Origin of the sequence: Roseateles toxinivorans, assembly GCF_004362525.1 — a bacterium.
GTDB classification, from domain to species: Bacteria; Pseudomonadota; Gammaproteobacteria; order Burkholderiales; family Burkholderiaceae_C; genus Paucibacter; species Paucibacter toxinivorans.
The window spans coordinates 105728-129549 of record NZ_SNXS01000005.1 but is presented as its reverse complement, the minus strand read 5'-3'; the positions used below and the strand labels follow the sequence as shown (position 1 = coordinate 129549).

Annotated in this window: 20 protein-coding genes; 17 read left to right on the top strand and 3 right to left on the bottom strand. The window is 67.1% G+C overall.

Annotated elements, in window-relative coordinates:
- Positions 1-235 precede the first annotated feature (235 nt).
- The 3 genes from malF to DES47_RS18850 are packed head-to-tail and all read right to left on the bottom strand — an operon-like array spanning position 236 to position 4130.
- Positions 236-1831: a maltose ABC transporter permease MalF gene (malF, locus tag DES47_RS18860; RefSeq protein WP_133702300.1), complete on the bottom strand. Its 1596-nt coding sequence runs from the start codon at positions 1829-1831 to the stop codon at positions 236-238.
- A gap of 5 nt (positions 1832-1836) precedes the next feature.
- Positions 1837-3015: a maltose/maltodextrin ABC transporter substrate-binding protein MalE gene (gene malE, locus DES47_RS18855; RefSeq protein WP_133702299.1), complete on the bottom strand. Its 1179-nt coding sequence runs from the start codon at positions 3013-3015 to the stop codon at positions 1837-1839.
- Entirely contained in the window at positions 3012-4130 is a 1119-nt protein-coding gene (locus DES47_RS18850; protein ID WP_133702298.1) for an ABC transporter ATP-binding protein, read from the bottom strand. The genes malE and DES47_RS18850 overlap by 4 nt, the downstream gene beginning before the upstream one ends.
- A gap of 376 nt (positions 4131-4506) precedes the next feature.
- On the opposite strand from DES47_RS18850, the gene DES47_RS18845 reads away from it, so the two are divergent.
- The 17 genes from DES47_RS18845 (at position 4507) to DES47_RS18765 (ending at position 23819) form a co-directional block, all read left to right on the top strand.
- Entirely contained in the window at positions 4507-6963 is a 2457-nt protein-coding gene (locus DES47_RS18845) for a glycogen/starch/alpha-glucan phosphorylase (RefSeq protein WP_133702297.1), read from the top strand.
- 389 nt (positions 6964-7352) lie between these two features.
- Positions 7353-9506 carry a 1,4-alpha-glucan branching protein GlgB gene (gene glgB / locus DES47_RS18840; RefSeq protein WP_133702296.1) on the top strand — a complete coding sequence of 718 codons (2154 nt, stop codon included), beginning with the start codon at positions 7353-7355 and terminating at the stop codon, positions 9504-9506.
- A gap of 2 nt (positions 9507-9508) precedes the next feature.
- Complete coding sequence (glgX, locus tag DES47_RS18835; RefSeq protein WP_133702295.1) at positions 9509-11599, top strand: glycogen debranching protein GlgX; 2091 nt, start codon at positions 9509-9511, stop codon at positions 11597-11599.
- A 19-nt stretch (positions 11600-11618) separates the two neighbouring features.
- Complete coding sequence (malQ, locus tag DES47_RS18830) at positions 11619-13136, top strand: 4-alpha-glucanotransferase (protein ID WP_133702294.1); 1518 nt, start codon at positions 11619-11621, stop codon at positions 13134-13136.
- A gap of 109 nt (positions 13137-13245) precedes the next feature.
- Positions 13246-13506, top strand: coding sequence for a heavy-metal-associated domain-containing protein (locus tag DES47_RS18825; RefSeq protein ID WP_133702293.1), 261 nt, complete (start codon positions 13246-13248; stop codon positions 13504-13506).
- Between the two features lie 91 nt (positions 13507-13597).
- Positions 13598-14002, top strand: a complete 405-nt coding sequence (locus tag DES47_RS18820) for a hypothetical protein (RefSeq protein WP_133702292.1) — start codon at positions 13598-13600, stop codon at positions 14000-14002.
- A 118-nt stretch (positions 14003-14120) separates the two neighbouring features.
- Positions 14121-14495: a hypothetical protein gene (locus DES47_RS18815; RefSeq protein ID WP_133702291.1), complete on the top strand. Its 375-nt coding sequence runs from the start codon at positions 14121-14123 to the stop codon at positions 14493-14495.
- A gap of 93 nt (positions 14496-14588) precedes the next feature.
- On the top strand, positions 14589-15920 hold the full coding sequence (locus DES47_RS18810) for a TolC family protein (RefSeq protein WP_243748387.1): 1332 nt from the start codon (positions 14589-14591) through the stop codon (positions 15918-15920).
- A 14-nt stretch (positions 15921-15934) separates the two neighbouring features.
- The gene (locus DES47_RS18805) at positions 15935-17347 is read left to right on the top strand and encodes a multicopper oxidase family protein (RefSeq protein ID WP_133702289.1); all 1413 of its coding nucleotides are present in this window, start codon (positions 15935-15937) and stop codon (positions 17345-17347) included.
- 24 nt (positions 17348-17371) lie between these two features.
- The gene (locus tag DES47_RS18800) at positions 17372-17917 is read left to right on the top strand and encodes a cupredoxin domain-containing protein (protein WP_425057470.1); all 546 of its coding nucleotides are present in this window, start codon (positions 17372-17374) and stop codon (positions 17915-17917) included.
- Entirely contained in the window at positions 17898-18392 is a 495-nt protein-coding gene (locus DES47_RS18795) for a DUF411 domain-containing protein (RefSeq protein ID WP_133702288.1), read from the top strand. The genes DES47_RS18800 and DES47_RS18795 overlap by 20 nt, the downstream gene beginning before the upstream one ends.
- A 13-nt stretch (positions 18393-18405) precedes the next feature.
- Positions 18406-18714 carry a copper-binding protein gene (locus DES47_RS18790; protein WP_133702287.1) on the top strand — a complete coding sequence of 103 codons (309 nt, stop codon included), beginning with the start codon at positions 18406-18408 and terminating at the stop codon, positions 18712-18714.
- Positions 18715-18812: 98 nt separating this feature from the next.
- Positions 18813-19217 carry a hypothetical protein gene (locus DES47_RS18785; protein ID WP_133702286.1) on the top strand — a complete coding sequence of 135 codons (405 nt, stop codon included), beginning with the start codon at positions 18813-18815 and terminating at the stop codon, positions 19215-19217.
- Between the two features lie 153 nt (positions 19218-19370).
- Complete coding sequence (locus DES47_RS18780) at positions 19371-19817, top strand: hypothetical protein (RefSeq protein WP_425057462.1); 447 nt, start codon at positions 19371-19373, stop codon at positions 19815-19817.
- A 13-nt stretch (positions 19818-19830) separates the two neighbouring features.
- Complete coding sequence (locus DES47_RS18775) at positions 19831-21981, top strand: copper-transporting P-type ATPase (protein ID WP_133702285.1); 2151 nt, start codon at positions 19831-19833, stop codon at positions 21979-21981.
- A 143-nt stretch (positions 21982-22124) separates the two neighbouring features.
- The gene (locus DES47_RS18770) at positions 22125-22484 is read left to right on the top strand and encodes a hypothetical protein (RefSeq protein WP_133702284.1); all 360 of its coding nucleotides are present in this window, start codon (positions 22125-22127) and stop codon (positions 22482-22484) included.
- A gap of 66 nt (positions 22485-22550) precedes the next feature.
- Positions 22551-23819, top strand: coding sequence for a TolC family protein (locus DES47_RS18765; RefSeq protein ID WP_133702283.1), 1269 nt, complete (start codon positions 22551-22553; stop codon positions 23817-23819).
- Positions 23820-23822: the final 3 nt, after the last annotated feature.

Genomic DNA, 23822 nt, shown 5'->3' with positions numbered 1-23822 from the left:
GGCTAGCCAACCCGCAACACTCGCGTGCGACTCGGGGCTGGCGGCCACCAGCGCATCCGCAGAGGGGATGGGGGACCGGCCACGGAGGGCATAAGGAAGCTGAAGGTCCGTCCGCGAGGACGGGCCTAAGCTTCAGCCCGCAGTGGCCGGCCCCCCGTCCCCTCTGCCGCACCAACGCGGCGCGAAGCAAAGCATCGGCACACCGTGGCGAGTCGATCTGTTTCATCTCAGCGCCTCAGGAGTTTTGAGCCTTGCGCATCAGGCGCAAGTTCAGCAGCGACATCGCCGCCACCAGGAAGAAGATCAGGGTCGAGATCGCTGCGGCCAGGCCGAAGTCGGAGCCCGAGTCCTTGAACGCGATGCGGTAGGTGTAGGAGACCAGGATGTCGGTCTGCCCGGCCGGGATCTTGGTGCTGAGGTAGTCGGGCCGGCCATCGGTCAGCAGCGCGATCAGCACGAAGTTGTTGAAGTTGAAGGCGAACGCGCTGACCAGCAAGGGCGCCAGCGGTTTGATGACCAGCGGCGCGGTGATCTTGAAGAAGTTGGTCAGCGGGCCGGCGCCGGCTATCGCCGAGGCCTCGTACAGATCGGCGGGAATGGCCTTCAGCAGGCCGGCGCACAGAATCATGATGTAGGGATAGCCCAGCCAGACATTCACGATGACCAGCATGATCTTGGCCAGCAGCGGATCGGCGAACCAGGCCGGCTTGATGCCCACCAGCGCATCGAGGATGGCATTGATCTCGCCGAAGTTCTGGTTGAACAGGCCCTTGAACACCAGGATGGAGATGAAGCCCGGCACCGCATAGGGAAGGAACAAGAGGGTGCGGTAGGTGGTGCGGTACTTCAGGTCATCCCAGTTCAGCAGCACGGCCAGCAGCATGCCTATTGCGGTGGAGAAGACCACCGTGAGCAGGGAGAACACCACGGTCCAGCTGAAGATGTTCAGGAAAGGGCCGCGGAACTCAGCGTCCATCACCATGCGGGTGTAGTTCTGCCAACCGACCGTAACCTTGTAGCCGGGCTGCAGCGGCTGACCGGCGGCGTTCTCGTAGTAGCCGGTTTGTCCATTCGGCTTGAACAACTGACCATCGGTTTCACGTTTCAGGCTGCCATCGGGCAGCTCCGTCCAATGGCGCTTGATCGGGCCGAATTCGCGCAGGCCCAGGTAGCGCAACTCGCTCAGGCCCGTGGCGGCCGGCAGCACCAGGCGCAGCTTCATCAAGGCCTCGCGGTGCCGGATCAGCTCGCGAAGCGGCAGGGCGGCCTGCAGCGGTGCATCCAGCGGCAGCATCTCGACGCGCATCTCGTCGCGGGTGGGGCCCAGCGCCAGCGGTGGCGACACCCAGCGCCGCTGCGCCTGCCCCTGCTCCGTCCCCTCGGTGCTGAGCACCAGCCGGTAGGCGTTCTTGTTGGCGCCATCGGCATGCAGGGTGAAGGGCTGGACCAGGTCCTCGACCGCCTCGTGCTGGTCCAGCAGGTACTCTCGCACCCGCTCCTGGCTCAGCAGATGGGCGGACGAGTAGTTGGTGAAACCTATCTGCGCCGTGTACAGCAACGGAAAGGCGATGAACACCAGCATGCCGGCGATGCCCGGGAACAGATAGCGATAGGCAAAGCCGGCGTTGGACACATAGACGTAGAAGCCGGCGCTGAACAGGGCCAGCAGGCCCAGCGCCCACAGCGTCTGACCGCTGGCGTGGATCATGAACACCAGGTACAGCGAGGCCAGCATGGCCAGCAGCGTGATGGGCCAGCGCAGCAAACGCGCAGCCTTTTCCAGCGCCGTCGGCGGCAAGGTGCTGTAGCCCTTGGCAAGGGTAGCGGTCATCGCGTTCATTTGATGTTCAGCAGCATGCGGCCCGAGGCGCCGTCGAGGGCGTCCTTCGGCGATTGCAGTCCGTTGGTGATGGCTTCCAGCGCGGCGTCCATCGCGGTCCAGAAGCGGCCGACCTCGGGGATGTTGGGGATCGGCTCGCCGGCGCGTACGTTGTTCATGCTGGCCCGTATCAGCGGATTGACCGCCAGCTCGGCATAGAAGGCCTTGTTGGCCGGCACGCCGATGGCGACGTCGGCGTCCAGCACCTTCAGCGCCTCGGGTCGCATCAGGTGGTTCTCGATGAACTCGCGCGCGATGTCCTTGAGCTTGCTCGGCGCAGCAATCATGCAGCCCAGCACACCGATGAAGGGCTTGGATGGCTTGCCCGGTGTCACCGCCGGAATGGCGGCCACGCCGAAATCGATCTTGGCCTTGCGGGCGTTGTCCCAGGCCCATGGGCCGGTGATCATCATCGCCACCTCGCCGCGGGCGAAGGCGCTCTCCATCTCGGAGTAGCGGGCGCCCTTGGGCATATGGCCCTCGCGTATCAGCCGGTTGATCATCGTCGCACCGGCCAGAGCTCCGGCATTGTTGACGCTGACCTTGGCGGCGTCGTACTCGCCCTGCGCGTCGCGCTCGAAGATTGCTCCGCCGGCGCCGGCCAGCAGCGGCCAGCTGAAGAAGCTCTTGTTGTAGTCCCAGAGAATGGCGTGGCGGCCGGTCTTGGCCAGTTCCTTGTCCAGCGCGATGACCTCGTCGAAGGTCGCCGGGGGCTTGGGGACCAGGGCCTTGTTGTAGATCAGGCCTATGGTCTCGATGGCGATCGGATAGCCCCACAGCCGCCCCTGGTAGCCCAAAGCCTTCCAGGCCTTGTCCTCGACCTCGGCATACAGCGCCTTGCCGGGCCGTATCGGCGTCAGCAGGCCGGCCTTGGCCCATTCGCCGACGCGGTCGTGCGGCCAGCAGAAGATGTCGGGCCCCTTGCCGGCACCGACGGCCTGCTGGAACTTGTCGGTGGCATCCACCGGATGCTCGACCACCACCTTGACGCCCGAGATCTTCTCGAACGCATCGCCGACCTTCTGCAGGCCGTTGTAGGCCTTGTCGCCATTGATCCAGACCAGCAGCTTGTGATTCTGGCTCTGGGCACCGGCCGAAAGCAGCAGGCCGGCCAGCAGCAGGGAAGCTGCCCTCATGCCGCCAGCTCCGGCGCGGCCTGACGACGGAAGGCCCGGCCCTCGGCGTCGAACAGATAGAGCGCCTCGGCCGGGAACTGCAGGTCCAGCGCCGTGCCGGCGCGCAGGCGGTCGCAGCCGTTGCGGCCTTCGAACTGGCAGGTCAGGGGCTCCTCGAGGCCGGGGTAGGGGCAGTATGCGAAGGTCGTGCCGCCCAGGGACTCGACGAAGGCCACGGTGCTTTGCAGCAGATTGCCTTCGCCGCCGACGCGGATGTGTTCGGGCCGCACGCCCAGCGTCACCTTGTCGCCGACGCGAGCCCGGCTGGCATCCACCAGGGCCAGCATCGTCAGTCCGCCGGCCAGCCGGACCTCGGCCCGGCCCGATGAGACAGCGGCCAGCTCTCCGGTGAGGAGGTTCATCTTCGGGCTGCCGATGAAGCCGGCGACGAAGAGATTGTCCGGGTGCTCGTACAGCTCCAGCGGCGTGCCGACCTGCTCGATCCGGCCGGCCGACAGCACAACGATGCGGTCGGCCAAGGTCATCGCTTCGACCTGGTCGTGGGTGACATAGACCATGGTCGTCTTCAGGTCCTCGTGCAGCTTGGCGAACTCGTAGCGCATGCGCACGCGCAGCGCGGCGTCGAGATTGGACAGCGGCTCATCGAACAAGAAGACTTCGGGCTTGCGTACGATGGCCCGGCCTATGGCCACGCGCTGGCGCTGGCCGCCACTTAGGTCCTTGGGCTTGCGGTCCAGCAGGTGCTCGATGTGCAGGATCTTGGCGGCATTGCGCACCGCGCCGTCGATCTCGTTCTTGGGCACCTTGGCCAGCTTCAGGCCGAAGGCCATGTTGTCGTACAGATTCATATGCGGGTACAGCGCATAGCTCTGGAACACCATGGCAATGCCGCGCTCGGCCGGCGGTATGTCATTGACGAGCACGCCGCCGATGCGCAACTCGCCGCCGGTGATCTCTTCCAGGCCGGCGATGGTGCGCAGCAGCGTGGACTTGCCACAGCCCGAGGGGCCGACAAAGACCATGAACTCGCCGTCGCGGATGTCCAGGTCTATGCCATGCAGGATCTTGGTTTCGCCGTAGGCCTTGGCCACGCCGGTCAGCTTCACGTCTGCCACTGCGCTACTCCATGCCGAGGCTCAGGGCGCCCGGCTTGTCTCTTGAGGGTTGGATCACCACCGGCCTGGCTGGGCCTGCGGCGACGCGCCAGGGCGGGGCCCGGACGCTGAATTTGTTGTGAATATACAGGCGAAAATGTAGTCATACAACAGTGATTTCACCTGGCATTGAGAGGCTATTCCACTGAAATCAATGACTTACGATGTCGATCGGGATTTCCATATGTAGTGAAACTACACATTTTTCTGCGCCTGAGCGATACTCCGGCCGACGCCGCCGCTGACCCCGGCAATTCTTGCCCTTGCCCACCGGGCTCGCATTGAGACACACCCTATGAAAGCAAGCTCGATCTTCGCCACTCTCAAGACTGCTGCCATGAGCTCATCTCCCACTCCCGTTCAAGCGGCCTTCAAGCTGGCCTTGCAGCGTGAGCTGCGTTCTTCGGTCGATGGCATCAGCCGCGAGGCCCTGCTGCGCGCCGCCGCCGCCGCCTGTCGCGAGCCATTGGGCGAGCGCTGGGCCGACACGCAGATCGCAGATGCCAAGCGTGGCGATGACCCGCTCAAGGCCCCGGTGCGCCGTGTGCACTATCTGTCGATGGAGTTCCTGATGGGCAGGGCGCTGGGCAATGCCATCGCGGCGCTGGGTCTGGAGGAGACGCTGCGCGAGGCCTTTGCCGCCCAGGGCCAGGCCCTGCCCGATGTGCTGGAGCGCGAGCCCGACGCGGCCCTGGGCAACGGCGGCCTGGGCCGGCTGGCTGCCTGCTTTCTCGACTCGTTCGCCGAGCTGGGCCTGCCCTCGTTCGGCTACGGCCTGCGCTACCAGTACGGCATGTTTGCGCAAGCGATCCAGGACGGTCGACAGGTCGAGCAACCCGATGACTGGATGGCCTTGGGCAACCCCTGGGAGGTGCCGCGGCCTGAAGCGAGCTATCGGGTGGGCTTCGGCGGCCGTGTTGAGGTCGATGCCGACGGCAGCCGCCGCTGGCAGCCGACCGAGCACCTGATCGCCCAGGCCTATGACTTCATCGTGCCGGCCCACCATTCCCAGCGCGTCTCGACCCTGCGCCAGTGGCATGCCAGCGCGGCGGCGCCTATCGACTTCCAGGCCTTCTGCCGAGGCGCCCATGCGCAGGCGGCCAAGCACCGTGTTGCGGCCGACTCGTTGAACTGGGTGCTCTACCCGGATGACTCGACCGATCCCGGCCGCGAGCTGCGGCTGAAGCAGGAGGCCTTTCTGGTCAGCGCCTCGCTGCAGGACCTGATCGCGCGTCATCTGCGTGAGTTCAGCTCGCTGCACAACCTCGGCAAGCTCAACGCCGTTCACTTGAACGATACCCATCCGGCCCTGGCCCCGGCCGAGCTGATGCGCCTGCTGCTGGACGAGCATGGCCTCACCTGGGATGAGGCCTGGACCATCAACCGCCAGGCGGTCTCATACACCAACCACACGCTGATGCCCGAGGCGCTGGAGACCTGGCCGCTGTACCTGTTCGAGGCGCTGCTGCCGCGGCATATGGAGATCATCTTCGAGATCAACCAACGCTTCCTCGACGAGGTGCGCGCGAAGTTTCCCGGCGATGAAGGACTGCTCGCCCGCGTGTCCTTGATCGACGAGGGCGGTCCGTTCGGTCATGGCGGCGAACGCCGCGTGCGCATGGCCCATCTGGCCATCGTCGCCTCGCACCGCGTCAACGGCGTGGCCGCCTTGCACTCGGAGCTGATGGTTCAGACCATCTTCGCCGACTACGCCAGGATCTTCCCCGAGCGCTTCCACAACGTCACCAACGGCGTCACGCCGCGGCGCTGGCTGCAGCAGTGCAACCCGCAGCTCTCGGCGCTGATCGACGGCCGCATCGGCAAAGGCTGGCGCCAGGATCTGGCGCAGTTGGGCAAGCTGAAGGGCTTGGCGGACGATGCGGGCCTGGGCCAGCAGTTCGGCGCCGTCAAGCGCGCCAACAAGGAGCGGCTGGCCGCGCTGATTCGGCGCGAACTCGGGGTGGCGGTCAGTCCGGACAGCCTGTTCGACGTGCAGATCAAGCGCATCCACGAGTACAAGCGCCAGCTCTTGAACGTGCTGCACGTGATCGCGCGCTACCAGGCCATCATTGCGGATCCGACCGCCGAATGGACACCGCGCACCGTCGTCATCGCCGGCAAGGCGGCCTCGGCCTACCAGATGGCCAAGAGCATCATCCAGCTGGCCCATGACGTGGGCCGCGTCGTCAACAGCGACCCGCGCGTCGGCGACAGGTTGAAGCTTGTCTTCCTGCCGAACTACGGCGTGTCGCTGGCCGAGACCATCATTCCGGCGGCCGACCTGAGCGAGCAGATCTCCACCGCCGGCACCGAGGCCTCGGGCACAGGCAATATGAAGTTCGCGCTGAATGGCGCGCTGACCATAGGCACCTGGGACGGCGCCAATATCGAGATGGCCGAGGCGATGGGTGTCGAGAACATGTTCGTCTTCGGCCAGCGCACCGATGCGGTGGCGCAGATCAAGGCACTGGGCTACGACCCGCGCCTCTACGTCGAGCAGAACCTGCAGCTGAAGGCGGTGATGGACGCGATCTCGGGCGGCGAGTTCTCGAACGGCGACACCTCACGCTACCGCGCGCTGGTCGACAATTTGCTGGGCCGCGACACCTATCTGCTGATGGCCGATTTCGCCGACTATGTGGCCACGCAGGCGCGCGTCGATGCGTTGTACCGCGACCCTGCGGGCTGGAACCGCTGCGCTATCCTGAACGTCGCCGGCATGGGTTGGTTCTCGGCCGACCGCACGATTGCCGAGTATGTGGAGCGGGTCTGGTCGGTGCGTAGCCTGGATTGAGATGAAACCGATCGACTTGCCATTGGGTGGCGGTGCTTTGCGCTTCTCCGCTATTTGGTGGCAGAGGGAGCGGGGGGCCGGCCACAGCGGGCTGAAGCTTGGGCCGGTCCTGGACGGCCCGACCTCCAGCTTCTTTATGCCCGCCATGGCCGGCCCCCCGCCCCCTCTGCGGATACGCAGGTGGCCGCCAACCCCGAGCAGTGTGCGCATATGGCGGACTGGCGCGCCAGCACACCCCTCGCAGCAGGGACGGGGGCGTGCCGGTCGCAGCGGGCATAAAGAAGCCGGAGTCCGGTCCGTCCAGGGCCGGGCAAGGCTTCAGCCCGCAGCGGCCGGCGCGCCCTCGTTCCTGCCGCCTCACATTTCATGCAGCCCGGTGGAGAACTGACATGCTGGCGTCAGACGAGCTCAATGCGCTGCTGCAGGCGCGCCACGCCGATCCGTTCGCGGTGCTGGGTCTGCATGCCGAGGCCGATGGCCGGATGTGGCTGCGGGCGATGCTGCCCGGCGCCCTGGGCGTGATGGTGCTTGAGGCGGCCACGCGCAGGGTCGTCGCCACCCTGCCGCATCGTTCGGGAGGCTTCTTCGAGGCGATGCTGCCACGCCGGCGCAAGGCCTTCGACTACCGGCTGCAGGTGCGCTGGGACGATGGGCTCGAAGGCTGCTACGCCGACGCCTATGCCTTCGGCCCACAGCTCGACGAGCAAGACCTGGCCCTGTTGCGCGAGGGCGCGCACCCGCGGCCCTACGCCGTGCTCGGTGCGCACGCGATGACTCACGGCGAGGTGGCCGGTGTGCGCTTCGCCGTCTGGGCGCCGAATGCCTTCCGCGTCAGCGTCGTCGGCAACTTCAACACCTGGGACGGCCGGCGCCATGCGATGCGCCTGCGCCACGAGGCTGGCGTCTGGGAGATCTTCGTGCCCCATGCGGCGCCGGGTGATCTGTACAAGTTCGAGATCGTCGCCGCCGATGGCACCCTGCTGCCGCTGAAGGCCGACCCCTATGCCCGCGCCGCCCAGCTGCGGCCCGACACGGCCAGCATCGTCACCACTTTGCCGCCAGTGCAAACGCTGCCGGCCGAGCGGGCATCGGCCAATCGGCGCGATGCACCGATCACCATCTACGAGGTCCATGCGGCCTCCTGGCGCAAGCCTGACGGCCGCTTCCCGACCTGGGATGAACTGGCCGCCGAGCTGCCGGCCTATGCCGCCGACCTGGGCTTCACCCATATCGAGCTGATGCCGATCAGCGAACACCCGTTCGATGGCTCCTGGGGCTATCAGACGCTGGGCCTGTTCGCGCCCAGCGCCCGCTTCGGCCCGCCCGAGGGCTTTGCGCGCTTCGTCGCCGCCTGCCGCGAGCACGGCCTGGGCTTGCTGCTGGACTGGGTGCCGGCGCACTTCCCCAGCGACGTGTTCGGCCTGGCCCAGTTCGATGGCACCCATCTGTACGACTATGCCGATCCGCGCGAGGGCTTTCATCGTGACTGGAACACGCTGATCTACAACTTTGCCCGCCCCGAGGTGCGCCAGTTCCTGATCGCCAGCGCGCTTTACTGGGCCGAGCGCTGGGGCATTGACGGCCTGCGTGTCGATGCGGTGGCTTCGATGCTCTACCGCGACTATTCGCGCCCCGCCGGCGAGTGGCTGCCCAACGCCCAAGGTGGGCGCGAGAACCTGGAGGCGGTCTCTCTGTTCAAGCAGCTCAACGAGCGCCTCGGTCTTGACGCGCCGGGGGCGATCACCCTGGCCGAGGAGTCGACCAGCTTCCCCGGCGTGTCCGCGCCCACGTCCGGCGGCGGCCTGGGCTTCCACTACAAATGGAATATGGGCTGGATGAACGACACCCTGCGCTATGCGCATGAGGACCCGATCCACCGCCGCTGGCACCACGACAAGATGACCTTCGGCCTGGTCTATGCATTCAGCGAGAACTTCGTGCTGCCGATCTCGCATGACGAGGTCGTGCACGGCAAGGGCTCGATGCTGGGCAAGATGCCGGGCGACGATTGGCAACGCTTTGCCAATCTGCGCGCCTACTACGGCTTCATGTGGGGCCACCCAGGCAAGAAGCTGCTGTTCATGGGCCAGGAGTTCGGCCAGCCCAGCGAATGGAACCATGAGGCCTCGCTGCCCTGGGCGCTGCTGGACGATTTGCGCCATGCCGGCGTGCAACGCCTGGTGCGCGATCTCAATCATCTCTACCGCGAGCGGCCGGCGCTGCATCGTCTGGACTGCGAGGCCGCCGGTTTCGAATGGCTGGTCAAGGACGATGCCGATCAATCGGTGCTCGCCTGGCTTCGTCTGGACGGGCAGGGCAGGGCAGTGATCGTCGTCTGCAATTTCACGCCGGTGCCGCGCCCGGGCTACCGGGTGCCGGTGCCCGCGGGCTTCAGTGCCTGGGGGGAGATTCTGAACACCGACTCGGCGCACTATGGCGGCAGCAATCTGGGTAATCTGGAGGCTCCGTTGCAGTCTGGTCCTGACCAAACACTCTCATTGACGCTCCCTCCGCTGGCCACGCTTTTTCTCGTGCCGGTTTGATCATGTCGCAACTCCCCACCCAGATCCTCGAAGGCCGCCACGAACCGCTGGGCTCGCTGGCGCGCGACGGCGGCGTCAACTTCGCCGTGTTCTCCGAGCATGCGCAGCACATCGAGCTGTGCCTGTTCGATGGCGGCGGCGCGCGTGAGCTGCGCCGCTACGCGCTGCACGGACCGCACGACGGCGTGTTCCACGGCTTTCTGCCCGGCGTCGGGCCAGGTCTTGTCTACGGTTTGCGCGCCCACGGACCTTACGCTCCCGAGCAGGGACATCGCTTCAACGCGCACAAGCTGCTGCTGGACCCCTACGCCCGCGAGATCGTCGGCCACTTCACATGGCGCGCCGAACATCATGGCTACGAGCTGGGCCATCCGGACGGCCCGCGCTCGCTGGACACGCGCGACAACGCGGTGCATGCGCTGAAGGCCCGCGTCGCGGTACCGCTGGAGGCCCCCAGCCCGCGTGACAGCGCGCCGCGCATCGCCCCGGCCGAGGTGGTGCTGTACGAGGTCCACGTCAAGGGCTTCTCCACGTTGCATCCGGATATGCCGGAGGCGCTGCGCGGCAGCTATGCCGGCCTGGCCCATCCGGCAGCCATCGCGCATTTCAAGCGCCTGGGCGTGACCGCGCTGTCGCTGCTGCCGGTGCAGTACGCCATCGACGAGCCGCACCTGGCCGACAAGCGCCTGCACAACTACTGGGGCTACAACACGCTGGGCTTCTTCGCGCCCGACCCGCGCCTGGCCAGTGCCGCCCACCGCGATGATCCGGCCGCCGTGGTGGCGGAGTTTCGCGCGATGGTGGAGACGCTGCATGCGAACGGCCTGGAGGTCGTGCTCGACGTGGTCTACAACCACACGCCCGAGGGCAATGAGTTCGGGCCGACGCTTTCGTTCCGCGGGCTGGACAACCGGAGCTGGTACCGGCTGGTGGCCGACGACCGCAGCCGCAACGAGAACCTCACCGGCTGCGGCAACACGCTGAATGCCCAGCATCCCCGCATCGCCCAGTTCGTGCTGGACTCGCTGCGTTATTGGGTGCAGGAGCTGGGCGTCGATGGTTTCCGCTTCGACCTGGCGCCTGTGCTGGGTCGCACGCAGCATGGCTTCGATCCGCAGGCGGCCTTCTTCGCCGCGCTGCGGCAAGACCCCGTGCTGGCCGGCGTGCACCTGATCGCCGAGCCCTGGGACGCCGGCTATGACGGCTATCAGGTCGGCCGCTTCCCGGGCCGCTTCCTGGAGTGGAACGACAAGTTCCGCGATGCGGTGCGCGGCTACTGGCTGGGCAGCGGGAAGGTGGGTAGAGGCGAGTTCGCGCGGCGCTTCACGGCGTCCAGCGATCTGTTCCACCATGGCCAGCGCCGGCCCACCGCCTCGGTCAATTTCGTCGCGGTGCATGACGGCTACACCTTGAACGATGTCGTCAGCTACAGCCACAAGCACAACCACGCCAACGGCGAAGACAACCGCGACGGCCGCGATGGCGAGCTCTGCGCCAACTTCGGCGTCGAGGGCCCCAGCGATGACGCCGCCATCACGGCCACCCGCGAGCGCGTGCGTCGCGCCATGCTGGCCACCCTGTTGCTGGCCCAGGGCACGCCGATGCTCAATGCCGGCGACGAGATCGGCAACAGTCAGAGCGGCAACAACAACGCCTATTGCCAGGACAACGCGATCGGCTGGCTGGACTGGGCCGGTGCTGACCTCGAACTCGCGGCCTTTGTCGGCACACTGCTGTCGCTGCGCCGCGAGCACGCGCTGCTGCACCATGGCCGCTGGCTGGTGGGCCCGGGCAATGCCGGTCCCGGGGATGCCAGCATCGCCTGGCACAGCCCGGCCGGCCACGAGATGCAGGTGCATGACTGGCATGACGGCGGCGAGCAGGCCTTCGCATGCCTGTTGCGTGCCACGGGCGACGCGGCGGCCAGTCTGGCGATGCTGTTCAACCCGGAGCCGCAACCGCGTGGCTTCAGCCTGACAAGTCAAGCCTGGCGCCTGCTGCTCGACAGCAGCGGCGAGCTGGGTCCTCAAGACCTGACCCCCAACCACATCCTGCAAGTACCCGCGCGCAGCCTGCTGCTGCTGCGCGCCTGACCGAGAAGAGACGATCACCATGGACCTGAATCAACGTGTCGCCGGTGTGTTGCTGCACATCACCTCCCTGCCCGGACCGCACGGCATGGGCGATTTCGGCCCCGACGCCTACCGCTTCGTGGACTGGCTTGCCGCCAGCGGCCAGCGCCTGTGGCAGCTGCTGCCGACCACGCCGATCGGCCCCGGCGACAGTCCCTACCAGGGGGTGTCGGCCTTTGCCGGCAGCCAGTGGATGGTGGCCCTGGAGCCGCTGATCGCCAAGGGCTGGCTGCAGCCGCCGCACCTGCCTGCCGAGGGCTTCGCGGCCCAGCGGGTGGACTACGGCCAAGTGCTGCCTTGGCGCGAGCAGCAGCTGCGCCTGGCCTGGGCCGGCTTCAAGACCGGTGCCACCGCGGCCGATCGCGAAGCGCTGGCCGCCTGGTCGCTGCAGCAAGAGGACTGGCTCGACGACTACGCGCTGTTCATGACCATACGCTCGCCGCTGAACGGCCAGGCCTGGTGGACCTGGCCGGCAGGCCTGGCACGCCGCGAACCGGGGGCGATGGCCCAGGCCCGCACCGAGCATGCCGACGAAATCGCCTTCTGGCAGTTCGTGCAATGGTGCTTCGACACGCAGAGCTCCGCGCTGAAGGCCTATGCCAACGGCAAGGGCGTGGCCATCATGGGCGATCTGCCGATCTTCGTCGCCCACGACAGCGCCGACTGCTGGTCGCGGCCCGACCTCTATCACCTTGACGAGAATTTTCAAACCACCGTCGTGGCCGGCGTGCCGCCCGATGCCATGTCCACCGCCGGCCAGCGCTGGGGCAACCCGCTGTACCGCTGGGACCGTATGGCGGCCGAGAACTACGCCTGGTGGACGGCTCGCATCAAGCGCGCGCTGGCCCAGGCCGATGTGTTCCGCATCGACCACTTCCGTGGCTTTGCCGGCTATTACGAGATTCCGGCCAGCAGCCCAGATGCGAAGCAGGGCCGCTGGGTCACCGGCCCGGGCAAGGCGCTGTTCGATGCGATCGAGGCCTCGCTGGGCCAGCTGCCCATCGTTGCCGAGGACCTGGGCTTCATCACCGATGACGTGCATGAGCTGCGCCTGGCCTGCGGCTTCCCCGGCATGAAGATCCTGCAGTTCGGCTTTGGCGGCGATGGCACGCACGAGTTCCTGCCCCATATGTGGCCGCGCGCCAGCGTCGTCTATACCGGCACGCACGACAACGACACGGTACGCGGCTGGTGGAACCACGCCAGCCCTCGCGAGCGCGCCTATGCAGGCTCCTACCTGCCCTGCGGTGAGCACGATGTGCACTGGGCGATGATCCGCGCCTGCTGCAACTCCGTGGCCAATCTGGCCGTCTTTCCGATGCAGGACGTGCTGGGCCTGGACAGCATCCACCGCATGAACATCCCGGGCATCCTCGGCGGCAACTGGGGTTGGCGCTTCAGCTGGGACATGGTGGGCAGCGAGCCGGGCCGGGTCTTGGGCTTGATCGCGGCAGCGAGCGGGCGCGCGCCACTAGGCCTGCTGGGACTGCCGTCCTGACCCCTCGCCACAATGGCGTTGTGGCCATTTTCAAGTGCTGCTTGACCTTGACACGGTGGCAAGCCTGACAGTGAAGGCGTCAATCACCGAACCACCAAGGAATAGCACCATGATCAGCTTTGAAGTCAAGGACATGACCTGCGGCCATTGCGTCAGCACCATCACCAAGGCACTGAAGGCGGTCGACAACGGCGCCCGGGTGCAGATCGACCTGGCGTCGCACCTCGTCCAGATCGAGCCCGGCGAGGCCGACCAGGCCGAGCTCGCCGATGCGATCAAGGAAGCCGGCTACACGCCGGTGGCCGTGGCGACGGGAGCTGTCAACGCGCCGGCCGCCACCGGCAACGGCTGCTGCTGCAGCCGGGCATGATGTTCCGACGCCCCCAGGACAAAGCCCTGCTCGGGCATCTGCCCTGCGCCGACCGCGGGGATCGCGGGGTCGCGTGCCTTACACTTTGCCCATGAGCAAGTTCTGGCGGATCGCGTTGGCATGGCTGCTGGCCGTGGCGCTACCCATTCAAGGGTACGCGGCCACGACCATGCTGCTGTGCGGGCCGGCCCATCACCAGAGCCCTGCCACCCAGGACCACGCCATGCACGAGCATGGCGATGCCGCCATGGGGCACGACGGCACCGGCGCTCATGGCGAGGCCGCAGGGTCATCGCATGCGCCTGGTGGCGACAAGGCGCAGACCGGCAAGTGCAGCGTCTGCTCCTCCTGCTGCAACGCTGCCGCCATCACGGCCTCCGTGGTGGCACTGGCGGTCGTGTCCCCGGACCTGCCCGAGGTGGCGCCCGTACTCATCGCCGAGGAGCGCGTCATCGTCGGCGGGCTCGAGCGACCGCCTCGACACTCCCGCATCTGAACGGGCCGGCCCGCGCGTGCGTCGCGCCGCGCCTGCAGTCCTGAACTGAAGCCCGGTTTGGCGCCTCTGACGAGCGCCCGATCCCGGTCACAGTGATCTGTTCACTTGCGAGAGAAACATGCAAACCATTGCTTGCGGCGTGGCGCTGTTGATGGCGTCCGCGACCCTGTGGCCGGCGCCATCTGCCCTGGCCCAAACAGCCTCCCCTGGAGCGACTTCCAGCAGCGCCCCGATGGCCCGGAGCGTGCGGCCTGATCCACTTGATCCCGGCGCCAAGGTCCCGGCGCTGCGCTACCGCTCCGCCTTCGACGGCTATCGCCCCAATGCCGAGGTCGAGGTCGGTGCCTGGAAGGATGCCAACGACACCGTGCACCGCATCGGCGGGTGGCGCGCCTATGCCAGGGAGGCCAGCCAGGCCGACGCCGCCGCGTCGCCGCCGGCCAACCCTGCATCGGGTCCGGCGGCCAAGCCTGCCGGCCATGCACACCACTGAGAGGCGGCCATGAGAAGACACTTTGTTGCAGGCGCTGTCCCGCTCGCTGCGGCGCTGCTGACCGGTTGCGCCAGCCTTGATGGAAATGGCGGCATGTCGGCCGTTCAAGAGGCTGCCAAGACCCATCTCGGTGCCATCGTCAAGGTCGCCAGGTCGGACGATGACTTCAGGCGCATCGATCAGCGTGTGGCCGAACTGCTCAGCCAGCCGCTGAGCGCCGATGCGGCGGTGCAGATCGCTCTGCTCAACAACCGCGGCTTGCAGGCCAGCTTTCACGAGCTGGGCATTGCCGAGGCCGAGACGGTGCAGGCGAGCCGCCTGCCCAACCCGGGCTTCAGCATCGCACGGATGAAGCGCGGCGATGAGCGCGAGATCGAGCGCGGCCTCTCTTTCGATCTCGGTCATCTGATTGCGCTGCCGCTGAACCGTCGGGTGCAAGGCCATCGCCTTGCAGCCGTGCAGCGCAGCGTGGCCATGGAAATGCTTGCGCTGGCAGCCGAGTCGCGCAAGGCCTTCTATGCCGCCGTCGCAGCGGAGCAGACCGCCGCCTATATGCGTGACGTGCGCACCACGGCCGATGCAGGCGCCGAACTGGCCCGGCGCATGGCCCGTGCCGGCAACTGGACCAAGCTGCAGCAGGCCCGGGAGCATGGCTTCTTTTCCGAGGCGGTGCTGAACTTGGCGCGGGCCGAGGCGGCGCGCGTCTCGACCCGGGAACGCCTGACGCGGCTGCTGGGCCTGTGGGGCACGCAGACGGGCTTCAGCCTGCCCGAGCGGCTGCCCGATCTGCCCAGGCAGCCGCAGGAGCGGCCCGATATCGAGCAGGCGGCCATGGCCAGTCGTCTCGATGTGCAGGGGGCCAGACAGACGCTGGAAGCGATGGCCAGCAACCTGGGCCTGAGCAGGGTGACGCGCTTCATCAACGTGCTGGAACTGGGCGCCATGCGCAACAGCTCGAACGAGGCGCCGAGGCAGACCGGCTACGAGATCAGCGTCGAGATTCCGCTGTTCGACTGGGGCGACGCGCGGGTGGCCAAGGCCGAGGCGGTCTATATGCAGAGCGTGCAACGAGCGGCGCAGACGGCGATCGAGGCCCGCTCCGAGGTGCGCCAGGCCTACCAGGGTTATCGCGCGGCCTATGACATCGCGCGGCACTACCGCGACGATATCGTGCCTACCGCCAGGCGCATCTCCGACGAGAACCTGCTGCGCTACAACGGCATGTTCATCGGCGTGTTCGAGCTGCTGGCCGATGCGCGCTCGCAGATCGTCAGCGTCAATGCCTCTATCGAGGCCCTGCGCGACTTCTGGGTGGCGCAGGCCGATCTCGACATGGCCATCGTCGGCAAACCCAGCCTCAGCGGCAGCGGTCAATCAGCCGCGATGGCCCCGGTGGCCGGCGCTGCCGGCGGCCCGGCCCATTGAACAAGGACATGAACATGCTTTCACGACGCAACTTCTTCCAGGGCGCCGGGGCGCTGACAGCGGCCGTTTCGGCCGCCGCCGTCAGCCGCGTGGCGATGGCCGCACTGCCCGAGCCGGTGATGCAGGCCAAGCCCGACACGATGCCGCCGCTGGTGCCCGGCACCGGGCGACCCTACAAGCCGGTGGTCACGCTCAATGGCTGGACGCTACCCTGGCGCATGAACCAGGGGGTCAAGGAGTTCCACCTGGTGGCCGAACCTGTCGTGCGCGAGCTGGCACCCGGCACCAAGGCCCATCTGTGGGGCTACAACGGCCAATCGCCGGGCCCGACGATCGAGGTGGTGGAGGGCGACCGCGTGCGCATCTTCGTCACCAACAAGCTGCCCGAGCACACCAGCATCCACTGGCATGGCCAGCGCCTGCCCAATGGCATGGACGGCGTGTCGGGGCTGACGCAGAAATCGATACAGCCGGGCAAGACCTATGTCTACGAGTTCGTGGCCCGCCGGCCGGGCACCTTCATGTACCACCCCCATGCGGACGAAATGACGCAGATGGCCATGGGCATGATGGGTTTCTGGGTCACGCATCCGAAGGCGAAGAACCCCCTGATCGACGAGGTCGACCGCGACTTCTGCTTTCTGCTCAATGCCTTCGACATCGATCCCGGCGCGGCCACGCCCAAGATCATGACCATGCTGGACTTCAATCTCTGGTGCTGGAACAGCCGCATCTTTCCGGGCATCGACACCCTGAACGTGCGCCAGGGTGACAAGGTGCGCATACGCGTCGGCAACCTGACGATGACCAATCACCCGATCCATCTGCACGGCCACGAGTTCATGGTCACCGGCACCGATGGCGGCCCGGTGCCCAGGACCGCGCGCTGGCCCGAGGTGACGACCGATGTGGCCGTGGGCCAGATGCGCCAGGTCGAGTTCCTCGCCGACGAGGAGGGCGACTGGGCCTTCCACTGCCACAAGAGCCACCACACGATGAATGCGATGGGCCATAACGTGCCGACGATGATTGGCGTCGATCATCGCCAGGTGGTCAAACAGATCACCAAGCTCGTGCCCGACTACATGGTGATGGGCGAGCGGGGCATGGCCGACATGGGCGAGATGGAAATGCCGCTGCCGGACAACACCGTGCCGATGATGACCGGCCAGGGCCCGTTCGGGGGCGTCGAGATGGGCGGCATGTTCTCGATCCTGAAGGTGCGCAAGCATCAGAAGCCCGGCGACTACAGCGACCCCGGCTGGTACCGCCACCCCAAGGGCGAGGTCGCCTTCGAGTGGACCGGCGCGCTGCCCGAGCCCGCACGCTTTGCGGCCGAGGGCGGGCAGTCGATGCCACGCCAGCAGGCCGCCCCGCACGCCGAGCCGCTGAAGGTGCGCAAGCCCAGCGGCCACCAAGGACATTGAATGAAGAGGCTATCGATGATGAAGATGAATCAACACCCCGCGCTGCTGATGGTGGCCGTCAGCCTGTGCCTGATGGCCGGCACAGGAACCGCCATGGCCCATGGCGAAAAGGCCCATGCCGCCGCCCCGCTGAGACTGGAACAGAAGGCCTGGGGCATTGCCGCCAAGCCCGCGGCCGCCAGGCGCACGATCCAGGTCAGGATGACCGACGCGATGCGCTTTGTGCCCGATCAGCTGACCGTCAGGCAGGGCGAGACCGTGCGCATCGTGATCCGCAACGAGGGCGCGATGCTGCACGAGTTCGTGCTGGGCACCAAGAAGGAACTCGACGAGCACGCGGCCCTGATGCTCAAGTTCCCTGACATGGAGCATGACGAGCCCTATATGGCCCATGTGCCCGCCGGCAAGAGCGGCGAGATCGTCTGGACCTTCAACCGTGCCGGGGACTTTGACTTCGCCTGCCTGATCGCCGGCCATTACCAGGCCGGCATGGTGGGCAGGGTCAAGGTCGTGGCAGCCAAGGGCACCAAGCCCGGCAAGGAGGGGGGCCATGTCGAATCCAAGCAGTGATCCTCGCGCAGGCACCCGCCGCCGCCTCGTCTTGACCGGCGCCGCCGCCTGGCTGATGGCAACGGCCGCCGGCGCGAAGACCTCGCCACCCGCGCTCATACCGATCCAGGTCTGGAAGGGCCCTGCCTGCGGCTGCTGCCAGGACTGGATCCGTCACCTGGAGGCCCATGGCTTTCAGGTGCAGGCCAGCGACAGCGGCAACACCGACGCGCGGCTGCGCCTCGGCGTCGAACTTAGGTACGGTTCGTGCCACACCGCCCTGGTCGGTGGCTACGCCATCGAAGGCCATGTGCCGGCACGCGAGATCAAAAGGCTGCTGCTGGAGCGGCCGCAGGCCATCGGCCTGGCGGTGCCAGCAATGCCCATCGGCTCGCCCGGCATGGATGGTCCGGAATACGGCGCCCGCAAAGATCCCTATGACGTGCTGCTGCTGAGCAAGAACGGCGGCACACGTGTCTATCAAAGCTATCGTTGAAGGAGCAAACACCATGAAGGCAATCAAGAACATCACCCTGGCCGCACTGCTGGCCGCCACTGCTGCGCTGAGTAACTCGGTCATCGCGCAAGCCGCCGAGATGACCGACGGCGAGATCAGGAAGGTCGACAAGGACAGCAAGAAGCTGACGATCAAGCATGGCGAGATCAAGAGCCTCGACATGCCCGGCATGACCATGGTGTTCCAGGTCAAGGACCCGGCCGTGCTGGATCGGGTCAAGGCGGGTGACAAGATCCGCTTCAAGGTCGAGAAGAACGCCAGCGGCTTCGTCGTGACCGAGCTGCAGCCGGCGGCCAAGTAGGCCCATGACCGATTTGATCGATATCAAGGCCTCGGTCTGAGCTTGGTCCCAGCATCGGGGCATGGTCGGCACTCTTTGAACAGCGAAAGCATCAGCCCATGACTCTGAGCCTGCGATCAGCGCCCCGACGGCATCTGGCCGCCGCGATGCTGTTCGTCTGGTCGCTCGCCCTGGCCGCAGGCATCGTGAACGCCTGCGCGCTGGGTGAGGGCAGGGAAGTCCTCGATGCTGTTGCCAGGGCCACCCAGCACGGGCATGGTGCTCCCGCGAGTCATGACCACGAAGAGCCCTGTCAGAAGCTCTGCGACGACGAAGGCGTGGCGCTGAATCGTGTCGTCAAGGAGCTCGGAGGTTCAAGCGCCCTTGCGCCGATGCTGCTGCAGACGACCACCCTGGCCTGGGTGTCGGGAGGCGTCGCCGAGCAGGACGCGCCGCGGCCCCGCGTGACGGCCCGAGACAACGGTCCGCCGATCGCTATCCGCTATCTGCGCCTGACCCTATAGCGGCCGGCATGCGTGCCGCGGGCCGGTCGTGCCCGACGCGCGCCGGATCCGGACGCCCGCCCTCATCTGCGCGTGGCGGCACACGACGGCTGCACGCGCACCTCCGGCCAGGCCCCTGCCTGGTCGTCCTTGTCGCTTCCATCGGAGTTCATCATGATCAAGTTCCTCGCCCTCGTTGCCGCTGTGCCCTTCATCGTCGGCTGCGCCGCAGCCCAGCCCAAGCAACCCGATCACCAAGCCCACCATCCTGACGGCGCCGCATCTGCCGCCGTTGCCAAGCCGATGCCTGGCATGGGAGGGGACATGGCCGTCAAGATGAAGGCCATGCAGGAGATGCACCAGAAGATGATGGCCGCCAAGACCGCTGAAGAGCGGCAGGCGCTGATGGCCGAGCACATGAAGGCCATGCAGGGCGGCATGGGCATGATGAAGGGCATGTCCGGCATGGCGGGCGGCGCGGCGATGGGCAAGGACATGCCGGCCGACCCGCAGCGCCGCATGCAGACCATGGAGCAGCGCATGGACATGATGCAGATGATGATGGAGATGATGATGGACCGCATGCCGGCCGTTCCGGCACCGGGCCCAAGCGGCAAGTAGGGCGGGGTGCGGCATGAAGCACGATCATCAAGGACATTTGGCCGAGCCGGTGCCCGTGCCGCAGGGCTCAGGCGCGATTTACACCTGCCCGATGCATCCGGATATCCGCCAGGATCAGCCGGGCAATTGCCCCAAATGCGGCATGACGCTGGAGCCGTTGCTGCCGGAACTGGAGGCGCAGGAGAACCCCGAGCTGGAGGACTTCCAGCGGCGCTTCTGGTGGACCCTGCCCTTGACCGTGATCGTGACCCTGCTGGCCATGGCAGGCCACCGGCTGCAATGGTTCGAGATGGCCACGCAGAGCTGGGTCGAACTGGCCCTGACCCTGCCGGTGGTGCTGTGGGCCGGCTGGCCGTTTTTCGAACGGGGCTTGCAGTCTGTGCTGAACCGCAGTCCGAATATGTGGACCCTGATCGGCATGGGCACCGGTGCGGCCTTTCTCTACAGCGTCATCGCCACCGTCGCGCCTCAGGTATTTCCCGCTTCGTTCCAGGCCATGGGCCGCGTGGCAGTCTATTTCGAGGCGGCGGCGGTCATCATCTCGCTGACCCTGCTCGGTCAGATGCTGGAGCTCAGGGCCCGCTCGCAGACCTCGGCGGCGATCAAGTCGCTGCTGGGCCTGGCGCCCAAGACGGCCCGTCGCATCGACGCCCAGGGGCAGGAGAGCGATGTGCCGCTGTCCCATGTGCATGTGGGTGATCTGCTGCGCGTGCGCCCGGGCGAGAAGGTGCCGGTCGATGGTGTGGTCGTCGAGGGCCGCAGCGCCGTCGATGAGGCGATGCTGACCGGCGAGCCGCTGCCCATCGTGAAGAGTCCCGGTGACAAGCTGATCGGTGCGACCCTGAACACCAACGGTGCCCTGGTCATGCGCTCCGAGCGCGTCGGCTCGGCCACGATGCTGGCGCAGATCGTGCAGATGGTGGCGCAGGCGCAGCGCTCAAGGGCGCCGATGCAGCGCATGGCTGATCAGGTGGCCGGCTACTTCGTTGTCGCGGTGGTCGGCATCGCTGTGCTGACCTTGCTGGTCTGGGGGCTGTTCGGGCCCCAGCCCAGCTGGGTCTACGGCCTGGTCAATGCCGTTGCCGTGCTGATCATCGCCTGTCCGTGCGCGCTGGGCCTGGCCACGCCGATGTCCATCATGGTGGCCACCGGCCGTGGCGCGACCAGCGGCGTGCTGTTCCGCGACGCCGCGGCGATCGAGAACCTGCGCAAGGTAGACACGCTGATCGTCGACAAGACGGGCACGCTGACCGAGGGCCGGCCGGTGTTCGACCGGGTCGTGGCCATGCCCGGGGTCGAGGCCGACGAGGTGCTGCGCCTGGCCGCCAGTCTGGACCAGGGCAGCGAACATCCGCTGGCCGAGGCCATCGTGCGTGCCGCGCGTGACCGCGGCCTGCCGCTCGACAAGCCGGAGAGCTTCGAATCGGGCTCTGGCATCGGCGTGCGCGGCCGGGTCGGTGGCGGCGAGCTGGCGCTGGGCAACACGGCCTTGATGCAACAGATCGGCGTCAGCGTCGATGCCTTGGTGGACCAGGCCGAGGCGCTGCGCCTGGAGGGCGCCAGCGTCATGCACCTGGCCGTCGATGGCCGCCTGCTGGGCCTGCTGGCCGTGGCCGACCCGATCAAGGCCAGCACGCCGGAGGCGCTGGCCGCATTGAAGGCGGCCGGCATCCGCATCATCATGGCCACCGGTGACGGCCTCACCACGGCCAAGGCTGTTGGCGCCCGCTTGGGGCTGGACGAGGTGCACGGCGAGGTCAAGCCGGCCGACAAGCTGGCCCTGGTGTCGCGGCTGCAGGCCGAGGGCCGTATCGTGGCCATGGCGGGCGACGGCATCAACGACGCGCCGGCGCTGGCCAAGGCGGATGTCGGTGTGGCCATGGGCACCGGCACCGATGTGGCAATGAACAGCGCCCAGGTCACGCTGGTCAAGGGCGACTTGCGCGGCATCTCGACGGCCCGCGCGCTGTCAGAGGCGACGGTGGGCAATATGAAGCAGAACCTGATGTTCGCCTTCGTCTACAACGCGCTGGGTATTCCGGTCGCCGCCGGCCTGCTGTACCCGCTGACCGGCTGGCTGCTGTCGCCGATGATCGCCGCGCTGGCGATGAGCCTCAGCTCGGCGTCGGTCATCACCAACGCGCTGCGCCTGCGGCATGGCTGAGGACTACTCGTTCGCCTGACGTTGAACGATGAACTCGTGAGCACCACTTGAGAAAAAGCAAACACACCAGGGCATCAGTGCTTATGCTCTGCCGTATGGTCTTCTCAAGGCGATTGCGCTGCTGGGTGTCGGGTGCTGTGCTGATGACGATGCTGTTCATGCAGCTCGCCACGGCGGCCTATGCCTGCCCGCAGCTTGAGACTGCCCTTCAGGCACCGGTGATGGCAGCCACCATGCCCGGCTGCGACAACATGCCCGCACAGATGGATGCGGAGCAGCCGCAGCTGTGCAAGGCGCATTGCGACCGCGATGCACAGAACACCAGCTCGACGCTGGCGCCGGATCTGCAGCCGAATCCATCGGCCGCGATGCTGCTGATGGGCAGTGTCGAACCCGTTCAGCCGCCAGTGCTGCGTGGCGCCGCCCAAAACTGCACGGCAGCGCTGCCGCGCCCGCCCGGCGCACCACCGCTGTACATCTCTTTGCAGGTCCTGCGGAATTGAGCTGAACGCTCACCGGCGCGCGTCGCGCACCTGGTGCTCGTTCCAGCTTTCATTCCGAGGACCGTCATGCCATCTCATTCCACCTCTGTGCCCGCGAGGCACGCCACGGCGCGCGCCCTGCGTGCGCTGCTGCTCCTGGGTGCAGGCGCCAGCCTGGCCGGCGCATCGCTTGCGCTGGGCTACGCCGAGGCGCTGAGCCTGGCCGAGCGCCAGAACCCCGCTCTGCTGGCCCAGCAATCGTCGCTGGACGGCGCCCTGGCAGCTCAAGGTGCGGCCGGGGCCTTGCCGGACCCGCGCCTTTCCGTGGGCATCGAGAACCTGCCGATCAGCGGCATGGACCGCTGGAGCCTGACGCGTGACTTCATGACCATGCGGCGCGTGGCGCTGATGCAGGAGGTGCCCAATCGGGCCAAGCGCGACGCCCGGTCGCTGGGCGCGCAGGCCCGCGCCGAGCGAGAGCGGGCCGTGCTGATCATGCAGCGCTTGCGGCTGCATCAGGCCCTGAGCACGGCCTGGTTGAGCGTGCAGTCGGCCGAGCGGCGCGAAGCCGTGCTGCTCGAGCTGACGGCCGAGAATCAGCGTCTGCAACAGAGCATGGGGGCCCGCATTGCCGGCGGCAGCGTGCAGGCCGGCGAGCTGCTGACGGCGCGGCAGGAGGCGCTGGCGCTGTCGGACCGCCGGGACGAGCTGAAGCGGGATGCAGCGAAGGCCCGCGCCGCGCTCAGACGCCTGGTGGGCGCGCAGGCCGACGAGACCCTGGACGGCGAGCCGCCGCTGGCGCAGCTGAGCGCCGAGGCCTTGCGGGCGCGCCTGCACCAGCACGCCGAGCTGGCGGTGTTTCCGGCGATGCAGGGCATGGCCCAGGCGGAGCTGCGGGAGGCTCAGGCGGAGGCCCGCGGCGACTGGTCCTGGGAGCTTGCCTACAGTCGCCGCGGGTCGCAGTGGGGCGATATGGTGTCACTGCAGCTCAGCTTCGATCTGCCCTGGCAGAAGGACAGGCGCCAGCAGCCCCTGATCGCCTCCCGGCAGCGCGAGGCCGAGCGCGTGGCCGCCGAACGCGAGGACGCCGAGCGCCGCCACCGCCAGGAGCTGGACGATGAGCTTGCCGAGTTGCAGTCGCTGGACAGCCAGATCGCGCGGCTCGAAACCGCCGGCCTGCCGCTGGCGCAAGACCGTGCCGGCCTGGCCCTGTCGGGCTACCAATCGGGGCGCGGTGATCTGGGTGCCGTGTTGTCGGCGCGCACGCAGGTCCTGGAGGCACGTCTGCGCCTGATCGAGCTTGACCTCCAGCGCTCGCTGCTGCGTGCGCGCCTGAACTACCTCGCCGCAGAGTGAATA